This window comes from Pseudomonas delhiensis, assembly GCF_900187975.1.
Classification (GTDB): Bacteria; Pseudomonadota; Gammaproteobacteria; order Pseudomonadales; family Pseudomonadaceae; genus Pseudomonas; species Pseudomonas delhiensis.
This window is the reverse complement of the sequence record NZ_FZPC01000004.1, coordinates 260,439-279,046: the sequence shown is the minus strand read 5'-3', so window position 1 is coordinate 279,046 and position 18,608 is coordinate 260,439. Positions and strand designations below refer to the sequence as shown.

Genomic DNA, 18,608 nt, shown 5'->3' with positions numbered 1-18,608 from the left:
TTCTCGGCGAAGGTCGGCGGCAACACCTTCTACCTCGGCCTGCAGAAGGTCATGGGCGACGACGAGTGGTTCCGCGTCAACGGCGCCAGCGGCGGTACCCTGGCCAACGACAGCTACAACTCCAGCTACGAGAACGCCAAGGAGCGCTCCTGGCAGCTGCGCCACGACTACGACTTCGCCGGCCTCGGCGTACCCGGCCTGACCCTGATGAACCGCTACATCCACGGCAGCAACGTGCACAACGCCAGCACCGACGACGGCACCGAGTGGGGCCGCGAGAGCGAGCTGGCCTACACCGTGCAGTCCGGGCCGCTGAAGACGCTGAACGTGAAATGGCGCAACTCCACCATGCGCCGCGACTGGGGGCGGACCAACAGCTTCGACGAGAACCGGTTGATCGTCAGCTATCCGCTGGACCTGCTGTAGGGCGATTGCGCCGAGGTGATTTGCGCAGGAGCGGATTCATCCGCGATTTCGCAACGGGGCTCGGCCTATCGCGGACAGAGTCCGCTTCCTACGCCGCCACCGCTGTCCCACCTGTAGGAGCGCGCCCTGCGCGCGAATCGCGGGCAGGGCCCGCTACACATTGCAGGCGAGCATGGCTTCTCGTAGGAGCGGACTCCGTCCGCGATCGGATTCACCGGTCACGCCGGATGCCCCGGCACGGCCGACGGCGGACAACCGCGAACGGTCATTCGCCCCACGCCGGTTGGGCGGGCCTCAGCCGCCCTTCTTGTCTTCCTCGTCCTCGGCCTTGATCTCTTCCAGGGCCAGCTCCAGGCCCCAGCTGGAGGCTTCCACCGCGGGCGCGGCCGGGGCCGCCGGCTGGGCGCTGGCCGCCTGGGCCGTGGCGCTGGCCGGGTTGTCCCGGTGCAGCTTGAGCTTCAGCCGCAGGTTGTTCGCCGAGTCGGCGTTCTTCACCGCCTCCTCCTCGCTGATCGCGCCTTCCACCGCCAGGTCGAACAACGCCTGGTCGAAGGTCTGCATGCCCAGGGCGCGGGACTTGTCCATGATCTCCTTGATCGAGCTGAAGTCGCCGCGCTTGATGATGTCGCTGATGGTGGCGGTGCCCAGCAGCACCTCCACCGCCGCGCGGCGCTTGCCGTCCTGGGTACGCACCAGGCGCTGGGAGACGAAGGCCTTGAGGTTGTTGCCCAGGTCGTTGAGCAGCTGCGGCCGGCGTTCCTCGGGGAAGAAGTTGATGATGCGGTCCAGCGCCTGGTTGGCGTTGTTGGCGTGCAGGGTGGAGATCGCCAGATGCCCGGTGTCGGCGAAGGCCAGGGCGTGCTCCATGGTTTCGCGGTCGCGGATCTCGCCGATCAGGATCACGTCCGGCGCCTGGCGCAGGGTGTTCTTCAGCGCGGCGTGGAAGCTGCGGGTGTCCACCCCCACCTCGCGCTGGTTGATGATCGACTTGCGGTGCCGGTGCACGTACTCGATGGGGTCCTCGATGGTGATGATGTGCCCGCCGCTGTTGCGGTTGCGGTGGTCGATCAGCGCCGCCAGGGAGGTCGACTTGCCCGAGCCGGTGCCGCCGACGAAGAGCACCAGGCCGCGCTTCTCCATCACCACCTTGAGCAGCACCTCGGGCAGCATCAGGTCCTCGAAGCGCGGGATGTCCAGCTTGATGTTGCGCGCGACTATGGACACCTCGTTGCGCTGCTTGAAGATGTTGATGCGGAAGCGCCCGACGCCGGCGACCGAGATCGCCAGGTTCATCTCCAGCTCGCGCTCGAACTCGGCCTTCTGCTCCTCGTCCATGATGGCGTCGGCGATGCGCGCCACGTCGCCGGCCTTCAGCGGCTCGCTGGACAGCGGCTTGAGCACGCCGTTGAACTTGGCGCAGGGCGGCGCGCCGGTGGACAGGTAGAGGTCGGAACCGTCCTGGCTGGACAGGATCCGCAGCATCGCTTGGATTTCCATCTGTATTGCATCCGCACGCTAGGAGAAGACGCCGTCCGCAAAGGGCGGTCGCTTGTAGGAATAATCGTCAGACTCTAGGTAGAGCCAGGGGCGGGCACAATGCCAGCCCCGGAGAAATGCGATATACGTCACTGCCCTTCGGCCTGGCGGCGGAAGGTACAATCAGCCTTTTCCGTCAGTAGAGAATCACCCCATGCCCGTCGCCATGGCCCGCCACATCCTGGTCAAGACCGCCGCCGAAGCCGAGCAGCTCAAGCAGCGCCTGGCCAGGGGCGAGGACTTCGCCGCCCTGGCGAAGAAACACTCCACCTGCCCCTCCGGCAAGCGCGGCGGCGACCTCGGCGAGCTGCGCCCCGGGCAACTGGTGCGCAGCGTCGACGCGGTGGTCTTCAAGAAGCCGCTGAACGTCGTGCACGGCCCGGTGAAGAGCCAGTTCGGCTACCATCTGGTGCAGGTCTATTTCCGCGACTGACGCCGGAGAACCCATGACGCCCGACCAGATCGCCCGCTTCTGCCTGCAACTGCCCGGCGCCCGCGAGGACATCAAGTGGGGCAGCAACCGGGTGTTCTCGGTGGCTGGCAACAAGATGTTCGCCATCCTCGACTTCCTCGACGAAGGCCGCGGCGGCCTGGCCTTCAAGGTCGGGCCGGAACTCTTCCTCGGCTACGTCGACCGCCCCGGCATCCGCCCCGCACCCTACCTGGCCCGCGCCTACTGGATCGCCATGCAGCGCCCCTATCCCATGGGCGCCGAGGAGCTGCGCGAGGCCCTCACCCGCTCGCACCAGCTGGTGGTCGCGCGCCTGCCCAAGCGCCTGCGCCTGGGCCTGCTGCTGGACCCGGCATGAACCGCCAGCTGACCTGGGAAGGCCTGTGGCAGGCCCCGCCGGCCAGCTGGGAGCGCCTGCTGCTGCAAGACGGCCGCGCCGACAGCCAGCTGCGCGTGGCCGCCGCCGACGGCCAGCCGCCCTACCAACTGGAGTACCGCCTGGAATGGGATGCCGACTGGCGCCTGCGCGAAGCCGAGCTGCTGGTGGAAGGCGAACACCTGCGGCGCCACCTGGTGCTGCTGGCAGACGGCCGGGGCCGCTGGACGCAGGGCGACGGCAGCCCGCTGGCGGAGCTGGACGGCTGCCTGGACATCGACATCTGGCCCAGCCCCTTTACCAACACCTTTCCGATCCGCCGCCTGGGCCTGGCCGACGGCCAGTCGGTGGCGCTGGACGTGGTCTACGTGGAAGCGCCGCAGCTGCGGCCACGCAGGATGCACCAGGGCTACACGCGCCAGGATGCCCACCACTACCTGTACCGCAACCTGGAGGGCACGGACTTCCAGGCGCTGCTGGAGGTGGATGGGCAAGGGCTGGTGCTGGACTACCCGACGTTGTTCCGGCGGGTCTGAAAGAGCGTTCGCGAGCAAGCTCGCTCCTACGAAGAGCGGGCGCCCCTTGTAGGAGCGAGCTTGCTCGCGAACCAAGGCCGAGCGACGAATCCTTCAGGTAGTTCGTTAGCTAGCTTTCCTACAAGCCGGTGGCGGTTCATCATGCTCCTCCCCTCTCCGCCCCGCTGTTCGTGTCCATGTCCGCCGATACCGCCACGCCCCGCTCCAACGCCGCCATCACGCTCGAGGTGGTGTCGGTGGTGCTGTTCACCTTCCTCGCCTACCTGACCATCGGCATCCCCCTGGCCGTGCTGCCGGGCTACGTGCATGGCGACCTGGGCTTCGGCTCGGTGCTGGCCGGGCTGGTGATCAGCGTGCAGTACCTGGCCACCCTGCTCACCCGCCCCTATGCCGGCAAGGTGATCGACAACCTCGGGCCCAAGCGCGCGGTACTCTACGGCATGCTCGGCTGCGCCGGCAGCGGCCTGCTGATGCTGCTTTCGGTGTGGCTGCAGGACATGCAGGCGCTGAGCCTGGGCTGCCTGCTGCTCGGCCGGATGATCCTCGGCACCGCCGAGAGCCTGGTGGGCAGCGGCGCCATCAGTTGGGGCATCGACCGCGTCGGCTCGCTGCACACCGCCAAGGTGATCTCCTGGAACGGCATCGCCAGCTATGGCGCACTGGCCGTGGGCGCGCCCTTCGGCGTCCTGCTGGTGCAGCACCTGGGGCTGTGGAGCATGGGCGCGGTGGTGATGCTGCTGGCCGCCATCGGCTTCGCCCTGGCCTGGCCCAAGCGCGCCGCGGCCATCGTCCACGGCGAGCGCCTGCCCTTCCACCACGTGCTCGGCCGCGTGGCCCCCCACGGCACCGGGCTGGCCCTGGGCGGCATCGGCTTCGGCTGCATCGCCACCTTCATCACCCTGTACTACGCCAGCCGCGGCTGGGGTGGCGCGGTGTACTGCCTGAGCGCCTTCGGCGCCTGCTTCATCGGCGCGCGGCTGCTGTTCGCCAGCGCCATCAACCGCCATGGCGGCTTCGCCGTGGCCATCTGCTGCCTGCTGGTGGAAAGCCTCGGCCTGCTCCTGCTGTGGCTGGCCCCGGGGCCCTGGTCGGCGCTGGCCGGCGCGGCGCTGACCGGTTTCGGCTTCTCCCTGGTGTTCCCCGCCCTGGGCGTGGAAGCGGTGCGCCTGGTGCCGGCTTCCAGCCGCGGCGCGGCGCTGGGCGCCTACTCGCTGTTCATCGACGTCTCGCTGGGCATCACCGGCCCGCTGGCCGGCGCCATCGCCAGCGCCTGGGGCTTTCGTGCGATCTTCCCGTTCGCCTGCGCCGCCGCGGTCATCGGCCTGGGCCTGAGCCTGTGGCTGCAGCGGCGCAACAACGCGCAGCCCCTTGCCTGAGCGGGAACCAGGCTCCCAATTTCGCGTAGGTGCTTTCGCAAAAATGCGCCAACCCTTCGAAATTCCTGGATTTTATCCACGTTCTGCTATCATCGCGCGCCATCGAGGCCTGTGAGGGGCCTCGAGACCATCCAAGAAACGCCAGCGCCCTGCGTTGCCGGCCCCGGGTTGGAGCACCCGGGCGGGCAGGCTTTTTCCGCGTTCGGGCGCTGCGAATAAACAGACTGCAGGAAATAACAAAATGATGAACAAAAAGTTCAGTTTGCTTGCATTGGGGATCCTCGCCGCCAGCACCCAGGTCATGGCCGACGATCAGGCAGCCGCCAAGGGCTTCGTGGAAGACAGCCACCTGGACCTGTTCTTCCGCAACGCCTACATGAACCGCGACTACAAGCACGGCCGCGATGACAAGGCCGAATGGGGCCAGTCCGCCACCGCCACCTTCAACTCCGGCTTCACCCAGGGCACCGTCGGCTTCGGCGTCGACGCCTTCGGCCTGTACGCCCTACGCCTCGACGGTGGCAAGGGCCGCACCGGCGCCGCCGGCATCGACTTCTTCAAGCAGGACAGCGACGGCAACCCGGCCGACGACCTGGCCCGTGCCGGTGGCGCGGTCAAGGCGCGCATCTCCAACACCGTGATCAAGTACGGTGACCAGATGCCCAGCCTGCCGGTGCTGAGCTACGACAACTCGCGCCTGCTGCCGGAGAGCTACACCGGCACCCTGATCACCTCCAAGGAGATCGAGGGCCTGGAACTGAACGTCGGCAGCTTCACCGAGGAAGCCCGCAAGAGCGCCGAAGGGCGTGACAGCGGCGGTCTGAAGCGCATCGACGTGTACGGCGGCAGCTACAAGTTCACCGACAACTTCAGCGGCTCGCTGTACGCCTCGGACAACAAGGACGTGGCGCGCAAGCAGTACCTGAACCTGAACTACGTCATCCCGATGCAGGATGCGCAGTCGCTGACCTTCGACTTCAACGGCTACAAGACCAAGCTGAACAAGGACTTCGCCAACCTGAACTTCGGCGGCGACCGCGACAACACCATCTGGAGCCTGGCGGCCACCTACGCCATCGGCGCACACTCGTTCATGATCGCCCACCAGCGCAACACCGGCGACACCGGCTACAACTACGGCTGGTACCAGAACGCCGGCGGCCTGGGCGACGGCGGCACCACCATCTGGCTGGCCAACTCCTACTGGTCGGACTTCAACGCCGAGGACGAGCGTTCCTGGCAGGCCAACTACAGCATCAACTTCGCTGAATACGGCATCCCGGGCCTGAGCTACACCGTCGCCTACGTCTATGGCGACAACATCAAGACCTCGCAGACCAACAATGGCCACGAGCGCGAGATCTTCAACCAGGCGAAATACGTCGTGCAGAGCGGTCCGGCCAAGGACCTGTCGATCAAGCTGCGCGGCTCCTGGGTGCGCGTTTCCAACGACGCCCGCGAGTACAACGACGACGGCAACGAAGTCCGCGTCTTCGTCGAGTACCCGTTCAGCGTGTTCTGATCGGCGTCGCGACCTGACGTGAACGAAAAAGCCCCGTGGCATGCGCCACGGGGCTTTTTTCATGGGCCACGTACAAGGCCTCCAGGCGGGCGCTGCCGTCCTCCAGGAACTCCGCACTGGCCGGGCCGACGAAGCCATCGGGCAGCGCGAGGGCGCCCAGGCCGCAAAGCGAACGGGGCATACTGGAGGGGGAAGGCAAGGGCATGGCGTGGCTCCGGAAAACAGGGACGGCAAAACGGCGCCGGAAGGTGTCACAGATACCCCCGACGGGGTCTTTATGACCTTGATCTAGAGCGGCGCAAGCAGGATTTCGGGGCAGCGCATCCCTGCGCTGGCATGGACCTCAGAGGGAACGCTGGTTCACCCGGGCCGACAGTTGCTCGGCGCTTTCCTTGCGCTCGGAATAGCGGTCCACCAGGAAGTCCTGGCGATCGCGCAGCAGCAGGGTGAACTTGACCAGCTCCTCCATCACATCGACGAGGCGGTCGTAGTATGGCGAGGGCTTCATCCGCCCCTGTTCGTCGAACTCCAGGTAGGCCTTGGGCACCGACGACTGGTTGGGGATGGTGAACATGCGCATCCAGCGGCCCAGCACCCGCAGCTGGTTGACCACGTTGAAGGACTGCGAGCCGCCGCAGACCTGCATCACCGCCAGGGTCTTGCCCTGGGTCGGGCGCACCGCGCCGAGCGCCAGGGGAATCCAGTCGATCTGCGCCTTGAACACCGCGGACATGGCGCCATGGCGCTCCGGCGAACACCAGACCTGGCCCTCCGACCACTGCACCAGCTCGCGCAGCGCCTGCACCCTGGGATGCTCCACCGGGGCATCGTCGGGCAGCGGCAGGCCGGAAGGGTCGAATACTCGCGTTTGCGCGCCGAAGTGCTGGAGCAGGCGCGCGGCCTCCTCCACCAGCAGGCGACTGAAGGAACGCTCCCGGGTGGAGCCGTAGAGCAGCAGGATGCGCGGCGCGTGGGTGCTGGACCCAACGGCGGCGGGTGCGATGCCGAACAGCGACTGGTCGAGGTTGGGCAGGTCGGTCATGGCGTATCTCCGCTCAAAGGGCGCCGATGCGCTGCAGCTCACGCTCCAGCGCAGCGCGATCGAGGCTGGCGAAAGGCAAGGCGAAGAAGGCCAGGCAACGCCGCTCGATGCGCGCCAGGGTGGCGCGGAAGGCGGCGTCCAGTTGCCCTTCGTCGCCCTGCGCCTCGGAAGGGTCTTCCAGGCCCCAGTGGGCCTTCAACGCCGGGCCGAAGTACACCGGGCAGGCTTCGCCCGCGGCCTTGTCGCAGACGGTGATGACGATGTCCGGCGGGTTGTCCGCGAAGGCCTCGTTGCCCTTGCTGCTCAGGCCCTCGGTGGCGATGCCGGCGCGCTCGAGGGTCGCCAGGGTGCGCGGCAGCACCTGGCCGCGGGGGAAGCTGCCGGCGCTCACCGCCTCGAAGCCGGCGGGCGCCAGGTGGTTGAACAGGGCTTCGGAAAGGATGCTGCGGCAACTGTTGGCCGTGCACATGAACAGGACTCGCATGGAAGGCTCCTGCCGCCGCCGGGCGGCTATCGGAAGGCCAGGCGCAGGGCCAGGGCCGAGAGGGTGACGAGCAGGACCGGCAGGGTCAGCAGGATGCCGACCCTGAAGTAGTAGCCCCAGGTGATGCGGATGCCCTTGCGCGCCAGCACGTGCAGCCAGAGCAGCGTGGCCAGGCTGCCGATGGGGGTGATCTTCGGCCCCAGGTCGCAGCCAATGACGTTGGCGTAGACCATCGCCTCGCGGACCACGCCCTCGGCCGCGCCGGCCTGGATGGCCAGCGCCCCCACCAGCACGCTGGGCATGTTGTTCATGACCGAGGACAGCAGCGCCGACAGCAGGCCGGTGCCCAGGGCCGCGGCCCACACGCCCTGCCCCGCCAGGCCGTCCAGCACGCGGGTGAGGAAGTCGGTGAGGCCGGCGTTCTTCAGGCCGTAGACCACCAGGTACATGCCCAGGGAGAACACCACCACCTGCCAGGGCGCCTCGCGCAGCACCCGGCGGGTGGAAATCACCTGGCCACGGGCGGCGACGGCGAACAGCACCGCCGCGCACAGCGCCGCCACCGCGCTGATCGGGATGCCCAGCGGCTCCAGGGCGAACAGCCCGAGCAGCAGCGCCAGCAGCATCCAGGCGCCGACCGCGAAGGTGGCCGGGTCGCGGATCGCCTCCCGCGGCGCCTGCAGCTGGTCCACGGCGTAGCGCTGCGGCAGGTCGCGGCGGAAGAACAGGTACAGCACCAGCAGCGTCGCGGCGACGCTGGCCAGGTTCACCGGCACCATCACCGCGGCGTACTCGGCGAAGCCCAGGCCGAAATAGTCGGCGGAGACGATGTTCACCAGGTTCGACACCACCAGCGGCAGGCTGGCGGTGTCGGCGATGAAGCCGGCGGCCATGACGAAGGCCAGGGTCGCCGCTGGCGGGAAGCGCAGCGCCAGCAGCATGGAAATGACGATGGGAGTGAGGATCAGGGCCGCCCCGTCGTTGGCGAACAGCGCGGAAACGGCGGCGCCCAGCAGCACGCAGAAGGCGAACAGGCGCCGGCCGCTGCCGCCCGCCCAGCGCGCCACGTGCAGCGCCGCACAGGCGAAGAAGCCGGCCTCGTCCAGCAGCAGGCTGATGACGATGACCGCGATGAAGGTGGCGGTAGCGTTCCAGACGATGGCCCAGACGGTGGGGATGTCGTGCAGCGACACCACGCCCAGGGCCAGGGCGACCAGCGCGCCGGCGCTGGCGCTCCAGCCGACGCCCAGGCCCCTGGGCTGCCAGATGACCAGGACGAGGGTGAACAGGAAGACGGCAGCGGCGAGCAGCATCGAGGCGGGTTCCGGGAGGGGTCAGCAGCAACTGGCGCGCACGGGGCGGCCATCCATGTCGCGCAGGCGGGCGGCGCTTTCCTTCAGCCAGTCGGCGTTGGCCTGCAGGGTGACGCGCAGCACCTCGTGGACCCAGGCGGGCAGAACGGGGTTGAGCCGGTAGTACACCCACTGCCCCTGGCGGCGGTCGAGCAGCAGCCCGGCGGCGCGCAGCTGCGCCAGGTGGCGGCTGACCTTGGGCTGGCTGTCGCCCAGCGCGCACATCAGCTCGCAGACGCACAGCTCGCCCTGCTCGGCGATCAGCAGGGTGGCGCGGGTGCGGGTCTCGTCGGCCAGGCACTTGAAGACATCGGGGGGCGTGAGCATCATGGGCGCCATGATATATGGAAATTCGAATATACGGATTTCCATATATCAAGGGCAACCCCGGCGCAAAACCTCTGCCCCCGGTGATTGCCGCCAGGGGTATTCGTTTCGCCTCAGGCCAGCAGGTCTTCGTAGAAGGCCCCGTAGGGCCTGTCCGGGTGGGCGATCTGGATTTCCAGGATCCACAGCCCGCCGCCCGGGTGCCCGGCGTAGTCGCCCAGGTCGCCGGCGCGGTAGATGGCATGGGGGAAGTCGCTGACGCGGTGGCCCTTGATGTCCAGGTTGAGCTTCCAGCCCAGCGCCTCGGCCCGGGCATGGGCGAAGTCGTACAGCGCCACGCCGCTGCAGCGGGTTTCCCGCCAGTGCGCCTCGACGTGCAGGAACAACTCCCTGGCCGCTGCCGCGCAGGCTGTCATCCCGGGGTCGTCGCCAACCACGAAGGTGGCCCCGGCATCGCCTTCGTGGCCGCGCCAGACCACGCCCATGTCGATGAAGAAGATGTCGTTCTCGCCCAGCAGCGGGTCGCCGTCGGAGCGTTGCTTGAAGGTCTTCAGGGTGTTGGCGCCGAAGCGGATCAGCAACGGGTGCCAGATGCGCTCCATGCCCAGCTCGGCGAGCACCTGCTTGCCCAGGGCGGTGGCCTGGGACTCGCTCATCCCCGGGCGGATGGCCGCGGCGATGGCGTCCACGGCCTCCCAGGTGCGTGCCTGGGCGTATTTCATCAGCTCCAGCGCGTAGTTCGCGCCTACGGCTTCCTTGGCGTGCACGGCGGTATTCATTCGGGCGCTCTCTGCGAAGTCCTCGGGGTTCGCCGTATAGAGTTCTACATAGCGAACCCGGAATGCAAGCCACGCAGGGTGGACAGCGCGCCGCGCGGCTGACAGGCTCTGTCCTCGGCCGGCAGCGGCCACCAGAGACCAACGCTTCACGGGAGACACCCTGCCCATGCACCTCGATCTGCTCCAGGTCCTCAGCCTCGCCGGCAAGGCGGAGGTTCCCAACGACGACCGCATCGGCTGCGCCGAGCGGCATGCCTGGATCATTGACGGTGCGACCGACCTCGGCGCGCCGGGCCTGCTGGGCGAGCGCGGTGGCGCCGCCTGGCTGGCCGCATCCGCGCACCGGGCTTTCGCCGCGGCCTCCGGCACCCTCGCGAACCTGTGCGAAGGCATGTTCGAGGCGGTCGCCGCCGACTACCGGCGCGACCGCCGCCGCGAGCCGGTCGCCGCCTGGGAACTGCCGCGCGCCTCCTTCGCCGCGGTGGCGATAGAAGGCGACAGCCTTGCCTGCGGCTTCCTCGGCGATTGCGCTGTGATCCATCGCAGCGCCGCCGGCGTGGCCTTCCTGACCCCCGAACCGAACCGTGCGGAGGAACTCGCCGAAGCCGCCGCCCTCGGCCCCGGCGCCGGTGCCGGCGGCGTACGCGCGCCCCACGTGCTGGCCGACCGCCGCGCCGCCCGCGAACGGCCCAGGGCCGTGCTGGGGGTGGATGCCGCGCAGGCCAGGGCTGGCCTGCGCCTGGCCCGTGCGCCCCTGGCCCGGGGCGACGACCTGCTGCTGATGAGCGACGGCTTCGCCGCACTGCTCGACACCTACGGCGCCTACGACGCCGCCGGCCTGGTCGCCCGCGTGCTCGCCCACGGCCTGGGGCCGCTGGCGGAAGAACTGCGCGGCATCGAGCGGGACGACGCGGCGTGCCTGCGCTACCCGCGCTTCAAGGCCAGCGACGACGCCTCGGCGATCTGGCTGCGGGTCGCGGGATAGCGGCCGTCGATGCCGCATGGCCGTAGGGCATTATCCGCCATCGTTCGTGAACATGGGCGCAGTGGCCAACGGCGGATAACCGCGAACGGTTATTCGCCCTACCCTAACGCTGGACTCCCCGCCCATACCGAACGGCCCCCTCTCCCGCCTGCCGGTGGCTTTCAGCGGCAACCCATCCAGGACCATGGGGCGCAGCGGAAGCTTGTCGTTGGCCATGCGCACGCGGCACCACGCGAGGAAAGCGTCGAGATCGATGGCCTGGCCCCGGCGGCGGAAGATCGTCCAATGGGACTAGGGGTCGGCGACCGTTCGGCCAGTTTCACTGGTCATTCACGCCACCTGGCGGTAAATTCTCGCCATGTGGCAAAAAACAGGAGCGCCGCGCCATGAACCTCGGCAATGACAACCGCCATCGCCTCCCCCAGGACCCGGACCGGCCGCTGCGCCTGCTCTATGGCGACAAGGGGCCCCACGCCAGCAGCGTGTTCGAAGTGCACGAGATGATCGAGCGCGGCCTGCCGTCGGACGTGGTGATCGCCTTCGCCGAGTCCCTGGAGCTGGACAAGCAGGCCTTCATCAAGCTCATCGGCATGTCCGAGCGCACCCTGCAGCGCCGCCTCAAGCACCCCGAACCGCTGTCCGCCGAGCAGAGCAGCAGCGCCTGGCGCCTCGCCAAGGTGCTCAGCCGCGCCGAGGAGGTGCTGGGTTCGCGCCGCGCCGCGGTGGACTGGCTGATGGCCCCGGCCCTGGGCCTGGAGGGCCATGCGCCGGTGGACCTGCTGACTACCCAGGTCGGTTTCGAACTGGTGGACGACTTCCTCACCCGCCTGGACTACGGGGTCTACTGATGCAGCCATTGCCAGGGAACGGCGAGCTGTACCTCTGGCGCCTGGACCGCCGCGAACACGCCGACGGCTGGGACAGCGGCATCGGCGCCGAACTGGCCGGCGGGCGCTGGAACTCCAGGGGCGTGCGCGCCGTGTACGCCAGCGCGGACGCCGCCACGGCCATCCTCGAGGTGGCGGTGCACAAGGGCTTCGCCGCGCTGGACCGAGTGCCCCACGTGCTGACCTGCGCGCGTATCCTCGACCCCGCCCGGGTACTGCGCGTCGAGCCGGGCAGCCTGCCGAACCGCAACTGGCTGGTGCCCGGCATCCCCAGCCATGGACAACAGCTGTTCGGCAACGAGTTGCTCGACGCCCACCCGTTCATCCTCATCCCCTCGGCGGTGGTGCCGCACTGCTGGAACCTGCTGCTCAGCCCGGCCCTGGCCAAGGGCGCCTACGAGTTGGTCAGCCAGGAGGCCTTCGCCCTGGATACCCGGCTGAACCCGCCGGCGCCGTGAGAAAATCGGCCAGCCCCAGGCAATGAAGTGAAGGCAAGTCTCCACACTCGAGAGTCCCCTTCAATCAGGAAAGCATGCCGGCGTGCCCTGCATGCCCGGCGGCCTTCCGCGCCTGCTGCCCTGAGCTACTTGGCGAACAACTGGCCGATGTCCTTGAACGCCTTGAACTCCAGGGCGTTGCCGCAGGGGTCGAGGAGGAACATCGTCGCCTGCTCGCCCACCTGGCCCTTGAAGCGCACGTATGGCTCGATCACGAAGCGCACGTCGAACCCGCGCAGGCGCTCGGCCAGCGCCTCCCACTGCGCCCAGTCGAGCACGATGCCGAAGTGCGGCACCGGCACGTCGTGGCCGTCCACCGGGTTGCAATGGGCGCTTTCCTGGGATGCGGTGCGCGGGTGCTCGTGGATCACCAACTGGTGGCCGTAGAAGTCGAAGTCCACCCACTGGGCGCTGGAGCGGCCCTCCTCCAGGCCGAACACCTCGCCGTAGAAGCGGCGGGCGGCGGGCAGGTCGTGGACGGGGATGGCGAGGTGGAAGGGGCGAAGGCTCATGGATGGCTCCTGGCGGTGGCGTGGGTTGCTTTCAGCCTAGGCCAACCGTCAGCGCTCTTCGCAGGTATGCCATACACGAAGCAGATGGATGTCGGAGCCCCGTATCTCGTAGCGCATCTCGTAATGGCCAACCAGAAGCCGCCGGACATCACGCGGCACGAACTCATCCAGGCGCTCACCGAGACGTGGGTTGGTCAGTAAGACAGCCGGCGCGGCGACCAGTTGCTGGGCGGTACGGGCCGCCGCAGACCGATTCACCGGAGCGAGAAACTCGTGGAGCCGTGCCAGATCGGACAAAGCCTTACTCGTCCACTGCAACGCCATCAGCGCGGTACCGGCAGCGGTAGCGGTGTGTCGGAGTCCAGGCTCTCCGCCCAGGCCTGGACGGACTGATGATCGATTACCCGGCCGGCATCCACATCGGCCAGGGCCTCGCGAGTCAAGCGGCTACGCTCGTCCTCCTGGTCTAGCCAGGCGGACAAGGCCTGCTTGACGATCCAGTTCTTCGAGCGTTCCAGGCGCTCGGCGATTTCGTCCACGCGCTCCGCCAGTTCGACGGGAACGTGAGCGGTGACCGAGCGAGTCTTGTAAGTCGTGGCCATGTCAAGTGCCTCCTGGGCAGACTTAGGCATTTCGATTAAAAACCAATCGTAACCAATAAAGATAAGGCGTCAAGCGATACTCACCAGGCTCAGTGGAAGACTTAAGCAGCAAACGGTTGCGACCTCGCTGTTCTTCGTGGGGCGCTCGATCCAAACGTCATGGCGACCGGACACCCTGTCGAGGCCAAAGCAATTAGACCGATAAATGCTTAATAAATGAAAACTAAGTATTTATGGTTCTAACACAACCCCAGCTAGGCTATCCCCATCTTCAACGCCAAGCCTCCCAGGAGTCGCCATGGACCGCACCGACAACGTCATCGACCTCGCCCGCTACCGCACGCGCCGCCAGGCACGCCGCATGGCCGAGCTGATGTGGGCGATGTACGCGAGCCGCGCCGGCTTCGGTGCCGCCCAATGGGTGCAGCAGCGCGACAGCGGCATCCGCGAGGCCTGAACATGGGCCTGCCGCTTTCCACCGACGCCACCGAGGCGGGCCTGGAGGCCGCCTCGGCGGCCGCCGACGACCCCATCGGCCAGCGCGTGGCGCACAACCTGCTGCGCCTGCGCGGCAAGCGCAACCTCTCCCTCGACGGCCTGGCGCGGCTGTCCGGGGTGAGCCGGGCGATGCTGGCGCAGATCGAGTCCGGGCGCAGCGTCCCCTCGATCAAGGTGCTGTGCAAGATCGCCCAGGGCCTGAAGGTCTCGGTGGCGGCCTTCCTCGACGACCGCGCCTTCGACGGCGTGGCCCTGCTGCCGGCGCGCGAGAGCAAGCGCCTGGTCAGCGGCGACGGCGCCTTCGTCAGCCGCGCGCTCTTCCCCTTCGACGTCTCGCGCCAGGTGGAATTCTACGAACTGCGCCTGGCCGGCCTGGCCATCGAGCACTCCGCCGGCCACGCCCCCGGCACCCAGGAGAACCTGGTGGTGGCCCAGGGCGTGCTGGAGATCGCGGTGAACGAGGAGCGCTTCCTGCTCGGCACCGGCGACTCCATCCTGTTCTATGCCGACCAGGCGCACAGCTACCGCAACCCGGCCGACAGCGAGGCCGTGGCCTACCTGGTCACCACCTACGCCGAACGCCTGGACTGAGGCGGCGGCGCAAAACGAAAGGCCCGGCGGGTTTCCCCACCGGGCCTTTCCCGTTCAGCGCGCCGCGATCAGCAGGTGCAGCACATCATCGGCATGCCGTTGCAACTCATCATCATCGGCATGCCGCATTCCATCATCTTGTTCATCAGCATGCAGCAGTTCTTGAACATCTCCATGTTCATGCCCTGCATCGGCATCATCTTGCACATCATGGCGTCGCCCTGCATGGAGCACTCCATCATGCACTTCATCGACGGCATGGGCATGCCCATCATCATCGGCATCATGTTCATCATGCCCATCATCGGCATCATCGCCATGCCGGTCTGGGACATGCACATCATCGACATGTTGCCGCAGTGCATCATCATCGGCATGCCGCAGTTCATCATCATCGCCATCATTTCGGCGTTGTTGCGGAACATGGCCGCGTCCATGCCCATGGCCGGCATCATCTTGCACATCATACCGTCGTCCTGCATTTCGCACTGCAGGGTCGCCATCATCATCGGCATGCCCATCATCGGCATCATCGGGTTGGCGTTCATCGGCATCTGCATGGCATTCATCATCTTGGTATCTCCCTGAACTGGATGGAATGGATAACTGCGAATGGCTGCGATTCTAGGCCGACGGTGGGGGCGGACAAGCTGGCGGGGCAGCGGCGGATTGCTTCGCCGGCCCTCGGGGAAACGGAGATCCAGTGGAGCACTCGTTCGTTATCGCTTCTTTATTTCCGTCATTGCAGGCAAACAAGATTCCATGACGTCCAAACAGACAACATGGATATTGCCTGCAGAACTAAGCAAATAACCGTAGTGAATAAACATTCTAAACAGGCCCGAAGATTTTCCTGCCGCCTCGCCTGGCCCCTGCCACACGCTTTCGCCGGCACATGAAAATGCCTTCGCGCTATTTATCGCCGGGGCGCGACCGCCTTTGCGGCCGCCTTTATAGTGCTCGGCCAGCCAACGGCACCCGCACGGATAGCCCCTCGCCATGAACAGCCACAGCCACAACCACAGCCGCCACATCAACCCCGACCACTTCCTGGAAACGCCCGACGGCCGCCTCTACACCCCCGAGCGCAGCGCCCTGGCCTGGCGCCAGGCCTACGCCGCATTGGACCGCGCGCTGGCCAGCGCCCCGGCCGGCAGCACTCTGTTCCTGGTGATCGGCGTGCAGGGCGGCGGCAAGACCGCATGGGTGCAGCGTCATGCCGCCGCGCTGGGCGACACCGCGTACTTCTTCGACGCCGCCCTGCCCGGCGCCGCGCATCGCCGCCAGGCCCTGGAAACCGCCGCGCGCCACGGCGTACCGGTGGTGGCCGTATGGCTCGACACCGCCCTGGAACTGGCCCTGGCACGCAACCGCGCGCGCCGCGAGGACCACCGGGTGCCGGAGGCAGCCATCCGCAGCGTCCACGCCCGCTTCGAGGCGCCGCAGGCCAGCGAAGGCTTCCTGCGCATCGAAGTGCTGCGCGAGGCGCCCAACAAGGCCTGCCCGGTGCTCGTGCGCCAATGTGGCGAACTGCAGGTGCTGGCCTTCCACCACCCGCTGGCCGGCCTGCAACTGGTCAAGGGCACCCTGGAGGCCGGCGAATGCCCGGCCGCGGGGGCGCTGCGCGAATTGCGCGAGGAAAGCGGAATCGCCGGGGCGCGGGTGCTGGCCGAACTCGGCAGCTGGGACAGCGGCTTCGCCGGCCAGGTCTGGTCCTTCCAGCTGTGCCAGGCGACCCAGGCCCTGCCGGAGCGCTGGACACACCGCGCCGAGGACGACGGCGGCCACGACTTCGCCTTCTTCTGGCAGCCCCTGGCGCAAGCGCCGGGCCCCTCCTGGCACCCGCTGTTCCAGAACGCGCTGGCCTGGCTGCGGCAGCGCTCGGCCCAGCTGGCCGCCCTCGTCGAAGCGGCGCGGACGGCCCCGCGGCAAGGCTGAGCCCACCCCAAAACTTGCAATTTTCCTATACTGTTCGCCAGCAGCGGCCCGCCTCCGCGCCGGCGAACCGGCCGGCGATTTGTGCCGGCCGGCGCTTTCCCTATACTGCCCGCCTCTTCCACCCACCGAGGGCCCCATGGATATCCAGCAGATGCGCCAGGCCGCCGCCGAGGCCGCCACCACCTTGCGCTCCCTGAGCCACCCGGACCGCCTGATGCTGCTCTGCCAGCTGAGCCAGGGCGAACGCTCGGTGGGCGAGCTGGAGGAACTCCTGGGCATCCAGCAACCCAACCTCTCGCAGCAACTCGGCGTGCTGCGCAGCGAAGGCCTGGTCGACACCCGCCGCGACGGCAAGCGCATCTTCTACTCGGTGAAGGACCCCAAGGTACTGCACCTGCTGAGCACCCTCTACCTGCTCTACTGCCCGCAACCCTGACGTCTTCATATTTCCGAAAGGCATATTAAAATAAATTAATATTATAGTTAGATATTATACATTCTATTAAATTGACATCTCTTCAGGCGGCAAGGTGCCGCCTCGCCATGGGGAGTGTCGATTCATGCAAGTCCAGTCACGTCTGCTGCTCGGCCTGGTGGCCCTGGGCGGGCTCGCCAGCCCGGCGGCCCAGGCCACCAACGGCTATTTCTTCCACGGCTACGGGATCAAGGCACAGGGCCAGGCCGGGGTCAGCATCGCCCAGCCGCAGGACGCCCTCGCCGCCGCCAACAACCCGGCCGGCACCGCCTGGATCGGCGACCGCCTGGACCTGGGCGCGAGCCTGTTCGCCCCGGACCGCAGCGCCAGCATCGAGGGCAACGGCGCCGGCGCCAACGGCCACTACAACGGCAACGCGCGCAACCTGTTCCTGATCCCCGAGTTCGGCGTCAGCAGGCAACTGAACGAGCGCCTCGGCGTGGGCCTGGCGGTGTACGGCAACGGCGGCATGAACACCGACTACCGGCACAACCCCTACGCCGCCTTCGGCAGCCGCGGCAGCGCCGGGGTGGACTTCAGCCAGGTGTTCTTCACCCCCTCGGTGGCCTACCGCTTCAGCGAGCGGCAGTCCTTCGGCGCCGCGCTGAACATCGTCTACCAGCGCTTCGCCAGCAAGGGCCTGAGCGCCTTCGCCAACCCGATGTTCTCCAGCGACCCGGGCAACCTCGACGACCGCGACCACGACAGCTCCACCGGCGTCGGCGTGCGCCTGGGCTGGCAGGGCCAATTGACCGACGAACTCACCCTGGGCCTGACCTGGGCCTCGAAGATCAAGGCCGACAAGTTCGACCGCTACGCCGGCCTGTTCGCCGACGGCGGCAGCTTCGACGTGCCGGAGAACTACGGCGCCGGCCTGTCCTACAAGCTGACTCCGCGCCTGACCCTGGGCGCCGACGTGCAGGAGATCAAGTACGGCCACGTGACCTCGGTGGGCAACCCGTTCGACGCACAGCAGCTGTTCGCCGGCAACCAGCTCGGCTCGAAGAACGGCCCCGGCTTCGGCTGGCGCGACATCACCGTGTACAAGTTCTCCGCCAGCTACCAGCTGAGCCCGCAGTTGACCGTGCGCGGCGGCTACAGCCATGCCGAACAGCCGGTGCCGAGCAGCCAGACCTTCCTCAACATCCTCGCCCCCGGGGTGATCCGGGACCACGCCAGCCTCGGCCTGACCTGGAGCCCGTCGGCGGACAACGAGCTGAGCCTGGCCTACACCCACGGCTTCGAGGAGAAGGTCAAGGGCAGCGGCTCCATCGACCCGGCCTTCGGCGGCGGCGAGGCCGACCTGAAGATGAGCCAGGACATCCTCGGCGTCGGCTACGCCTGGAAGTTCTGACCCGCCAGCTGTTGCCCAGACAACAGCGAATCAACACTTTGCCCGCCCAGCAACAGCCCGCC

General features: G+C 67.6%; 24 protein-coding genes and 2 pseudogenes. 15 read left to right on the top strand and 11 right to left on the bottom strand.

All coding sequences use genetic code 11. From position 1 onward, the window contains the following. On the top strand, positions 1 to 426 hold a 426-nt coding region (locus CHC02_RS05460; RefSeq protein WP_141137687.1), incomplete at its 5' end, for an OprD family outer membrane porin. 294 nt (positions 427 to 720) lie between these two features. On the opposite strand, the gene CHC02_RS05455 is transcribed toward CHC02_RS05460, so the two are convergent. Further along, on the bottom strand, positions 721 to 1,923 hold the full coding sequence (locus CHC02_RS05455; protein WP_176450309.1) for a PilT/PilU family type 4a pilus ATPase: 1,203 nt from the start codon (positions 1,921 to 1,923) through the stop codon (positions 721 to 723). 193 nt (positions 1,924 to 2,116) lie between these two features. Between CHC02_RS05455 and CHC02_RS05450 the strand changes: the two genes are divergently transcribed. From CHC02_RS05450 to CHC02_RS05430, 5 genes are all read left to right on the top strand, one after another. Then, positions 2,117 to 2,395 carry a peptidylprolyl isomerase gene (locus CHC02_RS05450; RefSeq protein WP_089390484.1) on the top strand — a complete coding sequence of 93 codons (279 nt, stop codon included), beginning with the start codon at positions 2,117 to 2,119 and terminating at the stop codon, positions 2,393 to 2,395. Positions 2,396 to 2,408: 13 nt separating this feature from the next. Beyond that, entirely contained in the window at positions 2,409 to 2,771 is a 363-nt protein-coding gene (locus tag CHC02_RS05445) for an MmcQ/YjbR family DNA-binding protein (protein ID WP_089390483.1), read from the top strand. Next, a complete protein-coding gene (locus CHC02_RS05440) occupies positions 2,768 to 3,325 on the top strand; it encodes a putative glycolipid-binding domain-containing protein (protein WP_089390482.1) in 558 nt (185 codons plus the stop codon). The genes CHC02_RS05445 and CHC02_RS05440 overlap by 4 nt, the downstream gene beginning before the upstream one ends. A 176-nt stretch (positions 3,326 to 3,501) precedes the next feature. Continuing rightward, on the top strand, positions 3,502 to 4,701 hold the full coding sequence (locus tag CHC02_RS05435) for an MFS transporter (RefSeq protein ID WP_089390481.1): 1,200 nt from the start codon (positions 3,502 to 3,504) through the stop codon (positions 4,699 to 4,701). A 241-nt stretch (positions 4,702 to 4,942) separates the two neighbouring features. Next, positions 4,943 to 6,223 carry an OprD family porin gene (locus CHC02_RS05430; protein ID WP_089390480.1) on the top strand — a complete coding sequence of 427 codons (1,281 nt, stop codon included), beginning with the start codon at positions 4,943 to 4,945 and terminating at the stop codon, positions 6,221 to 6,223. A gap of 76 nt (positions 6,224 to 6,299) precedes the next feature. On the opposite strand, the pseudogene CHC02_RS30485 reads toward CHC02_RS05430, so the two are convergent. From CHC02_RS30485 to CHC02_RS05400, 6 genes and pseudogenes are all read right to left on the bottom strand, one after another. Beyond that, positions 6,300 to 6,428, bottom strand: a pseudogene (locus CHC02_RS30485) (hypothetical protein); the annotation flags it as partial. A 138-nt stretch (positions 6,429 to 6,566) separates the two neighbouring features. Then, positions 6,567 to 7,265 (bottom strand): arsenical resistance protein ArsH, encoded by a 699-nt coding sequence (arsH, locus tag CHC02_RS05420; RefSeq protein WP_089390478.1) that lies wholly within the window; start codon positions 7,263 to 7,265, stop codon positions 6,567 to 6,569. A gap of 13 nt (positions 7,266 to 7,278) precedes the next feature. After that, positions 7,279 to 7,749: an arsenate reductase ArsC gene (locus tag CHC02_RS05415; protein WP_089390477.1), complete on the bottom strand. Its 471-nt coding sequence runs from the start codon at positions 7,747 to 7,749 to the stop codon at positions 7,279 to 7,281. 26 nt (positions 7,750 to 7,775) lie between these two features. Then, positions 7,776 to 9,062, bottom strand: a complete 1,287-nt coding sequence (locus CHC02_RS05410) for an arsenic transporter (protein ID WP_089390476.1) — start codon at positions 9,060 to 9,062, stop codon at positions 7,776 to 7,778. A 21-nt stretch (positions 9,063 to 9,083) separates the two neighbouring features. Next, the gene (locus CHC02_RS05405) at positions 9,084 to 9,428 is read right to left on the bottom strand and encodes a metalloregulator ArsR/SmtB family transcription factor (protein WP_089390494.1); all 345 of its coding nucleotides are present in this window, start codon (positions 9,426 to 9,428) and stop codon (positions 9,084 to 9,086) included. A 113-nt stretch (positions 9,429 to 9,541) separates the two neighbouring features. Further along, positions 9,542 to 10,207, bottom strand: a complete 666-nt coding sequence (locus CHC02_RS05400; RefSeq protein WP_089390475.1) for a M24 family metallopeptidase — start codon at positions 10,205 to 10,207, stop codon at positions 9,542 to 9,544. Between the two features lie 166 nt (positions 10,208 to 10,373). Here CHC02_RS05400 and CHC02_RS05395 point away from each other — a divergent pair, with 166 nt between their 5' ends. The 3 genes from CHC02_RS05395 (at position 10,374) to CHC02_RS05385 (ending at position 12,537) form a co-directional block, all read left to right on the top strand. Next, positions 10,374 to 11,192 (top strand): protein phosphatase 2C domain-containing protein, encoded by an 819-nt coding sequence (locus tag CHC02_RS05395; protein WP_089390474.1) that lies wholly within the window; start codon positions 10,374 to 10,376, stop codon positions 11,190 to 11,192. A 386-nt stretch (positions 11,193 to 11,578) separates the two neighbouring features. Beyond that, positions 11,579 to 12,040: a type II RES/Xre toxin-antitoxin system antitoxin gene (gene parS, locus CHC02_RS05390; RefSeq protein WP_089390473.1), complete on the top strand. Its 462-nt coding sequence runs from the start codon at positions 11,579 to 11,581 to the stop codon at positions 12,038 to 12,040. Then, the gene (locus tag CHC02_RS05385) at positions 12,040 to 12,537 is read left to right on the top strand and encodes an RES family NAD+ phosphorylase (RefSeq protein ID WP_089390472.1); all 498 of its coding nucleotides are present in this window, start codon (positions 12,040 to 12,042) and stop codon (positions 12,535 to 12,537) included. Before parS ends, CHC02_RS05385 begins: the two co-directional genes overlap by 1 nt. A gap of 125 nt (positions 12,538 to 12,662) precedes the next feature. On the opposite strand, the gene CHC02_RS05380 is transcribed toward CHC02_RS05385, so the two are convergent. From CHC02_RS05380 to CHC02_RS05370, 3 genes are read right to left on the bottom strand one after another with little or no spacing between them, the layout of a single operon-like run. After that, on the bottom strand, positions 12,663 to 13,088 hold the full coding sequence (locus tag CHC02_RS05380; RefSeq protein WP_089390471.1) for a VOC family protein: 426 nt from the start codon (positions 13,086 to 13,088) through the stop codon (positions 12,663 to 12,665). Between the two features lie 48 nt (positions 13,089 to 13,136). After that, positions 13,137 to 13,412: a type II toxin-antitoxin system RelE/ParE family toxin gene (locus CHC02_RS05375; protein WP_089390470.1), complete on the bottom strand. Its 276-nt coding sequence runs from the start codon at positions 13,410 to 13,412 to the stop codon at positions 13,137 to 13,139. Beyond that, positions 13,412 to 13,690, bottom strand: coding sequence for a CopG family ribbon-helix-helix protein (locus tag CHC02_RS05370; RefSeq protein ID WP_089390469.1), 279 nt, complete (start codon positions 13,688 to 13,690; stop codon positions 13,412 to 13,414). Before CHC02_RS05370 ends, CHC02_RS05375 begins: the two co-directional genes overlap by 1 nt. Before the next feature lie 298 nt (positions 13,691 to 13,988). Between CHC02_RS05370 and CHC02_RS30165 the strand changes: the two genes are divergently transcribed. Both CHC02_RS30165 and CHC02_RS05360 read left to right on the top strand, forming a co-directional pair. Continuing rightward, positions 13,989 to 14,147 carry a hypothetical protein gene (locus CHC02_RS30165; RefSeq protein WP_089390468.1) on the top strand — a complete coding sequence of 53 codons (159 nt, stop codon included), beginning with the start codon at positions 13,989 to 13,991 and terminating at the stop codon, positions 14,145 to 14,147. Positions 14,148 to 14,149: 2 nt separating this feature from the next. Next, on the top strand, positions 14,150 to 14,779 hold the full coding sequence (locus tag CHC02_RS05360) for a helix-turn-helix domain-containing protein (RefSeq protein ID WP_244160917.1): 630 nt from the start codon (positions 14,150 to 14,152) through the stop codon (positions 14,777 to 14,779). A 68-nt stretch (positions 14,780 to 14,847) separates the two neighbouring features. Here the strand turns inward: CHC02_RS05360 and CHC02_RS05355 are convergent, their stop codons facing one another. After that, a complete protein-coding gene (locus CHC02_RS05355) occupies positions 14,848 to 15,351 on the bottom strand; it encodes a hypothetical protein (protein ID WP_081884540.1) in 504 nt (167 codons plus the stop codon). A 427-nt stretch (positions 15,352 to 15,778) separates the two neighbouring features. Here CHC02_RS05355 and CHC02_RS30480 point away from each other — a divergent pair. From CHC02_RS30480 to CHC02_RS05335, 4 genes and pseudogenes are all read left to right on the top strand, one after another. Then, positions 15,779 to 16,210, top strand: a pseudogene (locus CHC02_RS30480) (AAA family ATPase); the annotation flags it as partial. Positions 16,211 to 16,255: 45 nt separating this feature from the next. Next, a complete protein-coding gene (locus CHC02_RS30475; RefSeq protein ID WP_244160921.1) occupies positions 16,256 to 16,717 on the top strand; it encodes an NUDIX hydrolase in 462 nt (153 codons plus the stop codon). Positions 16,718 to 16,853: 136 nt separating this feature from the next. Beyond that, the gene (locus CHC02_RS05340) at positions 16,854 to 17,153 is read left to right on the top strand and encodes an ArsR/SmtB family transcription factor (RefSeq protein WP_208604341.1); all 300 of its coding nucleotides are present in this window, start codon (positions 16,854 to 16,856) and stop codon (positions 17,151 to 17,153) included. A 124-nt stretch (positions 17,154 to 17,277) separates the two neighbouring features. After that, positions 17,278 to 18,546, top strand: coding sequence for an OmpP1/FadL family transporter (locus tag CHC02_RS05335; protein ID WP_089390467.1), 1,269 nt, complete (start codon positions 17,278 to 17,280; stop codon positions 18,544 to 18,546). Positions 18,547 to 18,608 lie beyond the last annotated feature (62 nt).

Bases quoted from the DNA above. Each gene is read 5' to 3' on its own strand.
- CHC02_RS05355 (WP_081884540.1), bottom strand. From the start codon at position 15,351: ATGATGAATGCCATGCAGATGCCGATGAACGCCAACCCGATGATGCCG.
- CHC02_RS05430 (WP_089390480.1), top strand. From the start codon at position 4,943: ATGATGAACAAAAAGTTCAGTTTGCTTGCATTGGGGATCCTCGCCGCC.
- CHC02_RS05405 (WP_089390494.1), bottom strand. From the start codon at position 9,428: ATGCTCACGCCCCCCGATGTCTTCAAGTGCCTGGCCGACGAGACCCGC.
- CHC02_RS05415 (WP_089390477.1), bottom strand. From the start codon at position 7,749: ATGCGAGTCCTGTTCATGTGCACGGCCAACAGTTGCCGCAGCATCCTT.
- CHC02_RS05380 (WP_089390471.1), bottom strand. From the start codon at position 13,088: ATGAGCCTTCGCCCCTTCCACCTCGCCATCCCCGTCCACGACCTGCCC.
- parS (WP_089390473.1), top strand. From the start codon at position 11,579: ATGAACCTCGGCAATGACAACCGCCATCGCCTCCCCCAGGACCCGGAC.
- CHC02_RS05410 (WP_089390476.1), bottom strand. From the start codon at position 9,062: ATGCTGCTCGCCGCTGCCGTCTTCCTGTTCACCCTCGTCCTGGTCATC.
- CHC02_RS05370 (WP_089390469.1), bottom strand. From the start codon at position 13,690: ATGGCCACGACTTACAAGACTCGCTCGGTCACCGCTCACGTTCCCGTC.
- CHC02_RS05360 (WP_244160917.1), top strand. From the start codon at position 14,150: ATGGGCCTGCCGCTTTCCACCGACGCCACCGAGGCGGGCCTGGAGGCC.
- CHC02_RS05400 (WP_089390475.1), bottom strand. From the start codon at position 10,207: ATGAATACCGCCGTGCACGCCAAGGAAGCCGTAGGCGCGAACTACGCG.
- CHC02_RS30165 (WP_089390468.1), top strand. From the start codon at position 13,989: ATGGACCGCACCGACAACGTCATCGACCTCGCCCGCTACCGCACGCGC.
- CHC02_RS05335 (WP_089390467.1), top strand. From the start codon at position 17,278: ATGCAAGTCCAGTCACGTCTGCTGCTCGGCCTGGTGGCCCTGGGCGGG.
- arsH (WP_089390478.1), bottom strand. From the start codon at position 7,265: ATGACCGACCTGCCCAACCTCGACCAGTCGCTGTTCGGCATCGCACCC.
- CHC02_RS05455 (WP_176450309.1), bottom strand. From the start codon at position 1,923: ATGGAAATCCAAGCGATGCTGCGGATCCTGTCCAGCCAGGACGGTTCC.
- CHC02_RS05450 (WP_089390484.1), top strand. From the start codon at position 2,117: ATGCCCGTCGCCATGGCCCGCCACATCCTGGTCAAGACCGCCGCCGAA.
- CHC02_RS05385 (WP_089390472.1), top strand. From the start codon at position 12,040: ATGCAGCCATTGCCAGGGAACGGCGAGCTGTACCTCTGGCGCCTGGAC.
- CHC02_RS05445 (WP_089390483.1), top strand. From the start codon at position 2,409: ATGACGCCCGACCAGATCGCCCGCTTCTGCCTGCAACTGCCCGGCGCC.
- CHC02_RS05340 (WP_208604341.1), top strand. From the start codon at position 16,854: ATGGATATCCAGCAGATGCGCCAGGCCGCCGCCGAGGCCGCCACCACC.
- CHC02_RS05435 (WP_089390481.1), top strand. From the start codon at position 3,502: ATGTCCGCCGATACCGCCACGCCCCGCTCCAACGCCGCCATCACGCTC.
- CHC02_RS05375 (WP_089390470.1), bottom strand. From the start codon at position 13,412: ATGGCGTTGCAGTGGACGAGTAAGGCTTTGTCCGATCTGGCACGGCTC.
- CHC02_RS05395 (WP_089390474.1), top strand. From the start codon at position 10,374: ATGCACCTCGATCTGCTCCAGGTCCTCAGCCTCGCCGGCAAGGCGGAG.
- CHC02_RS05440 (WP_089390482.1), top strand. From the start codon at position 2,768: ATGAACCGCCAGCTGACCTGGGAAGGCCTGTGGCAGGCCCCGCCGGCC.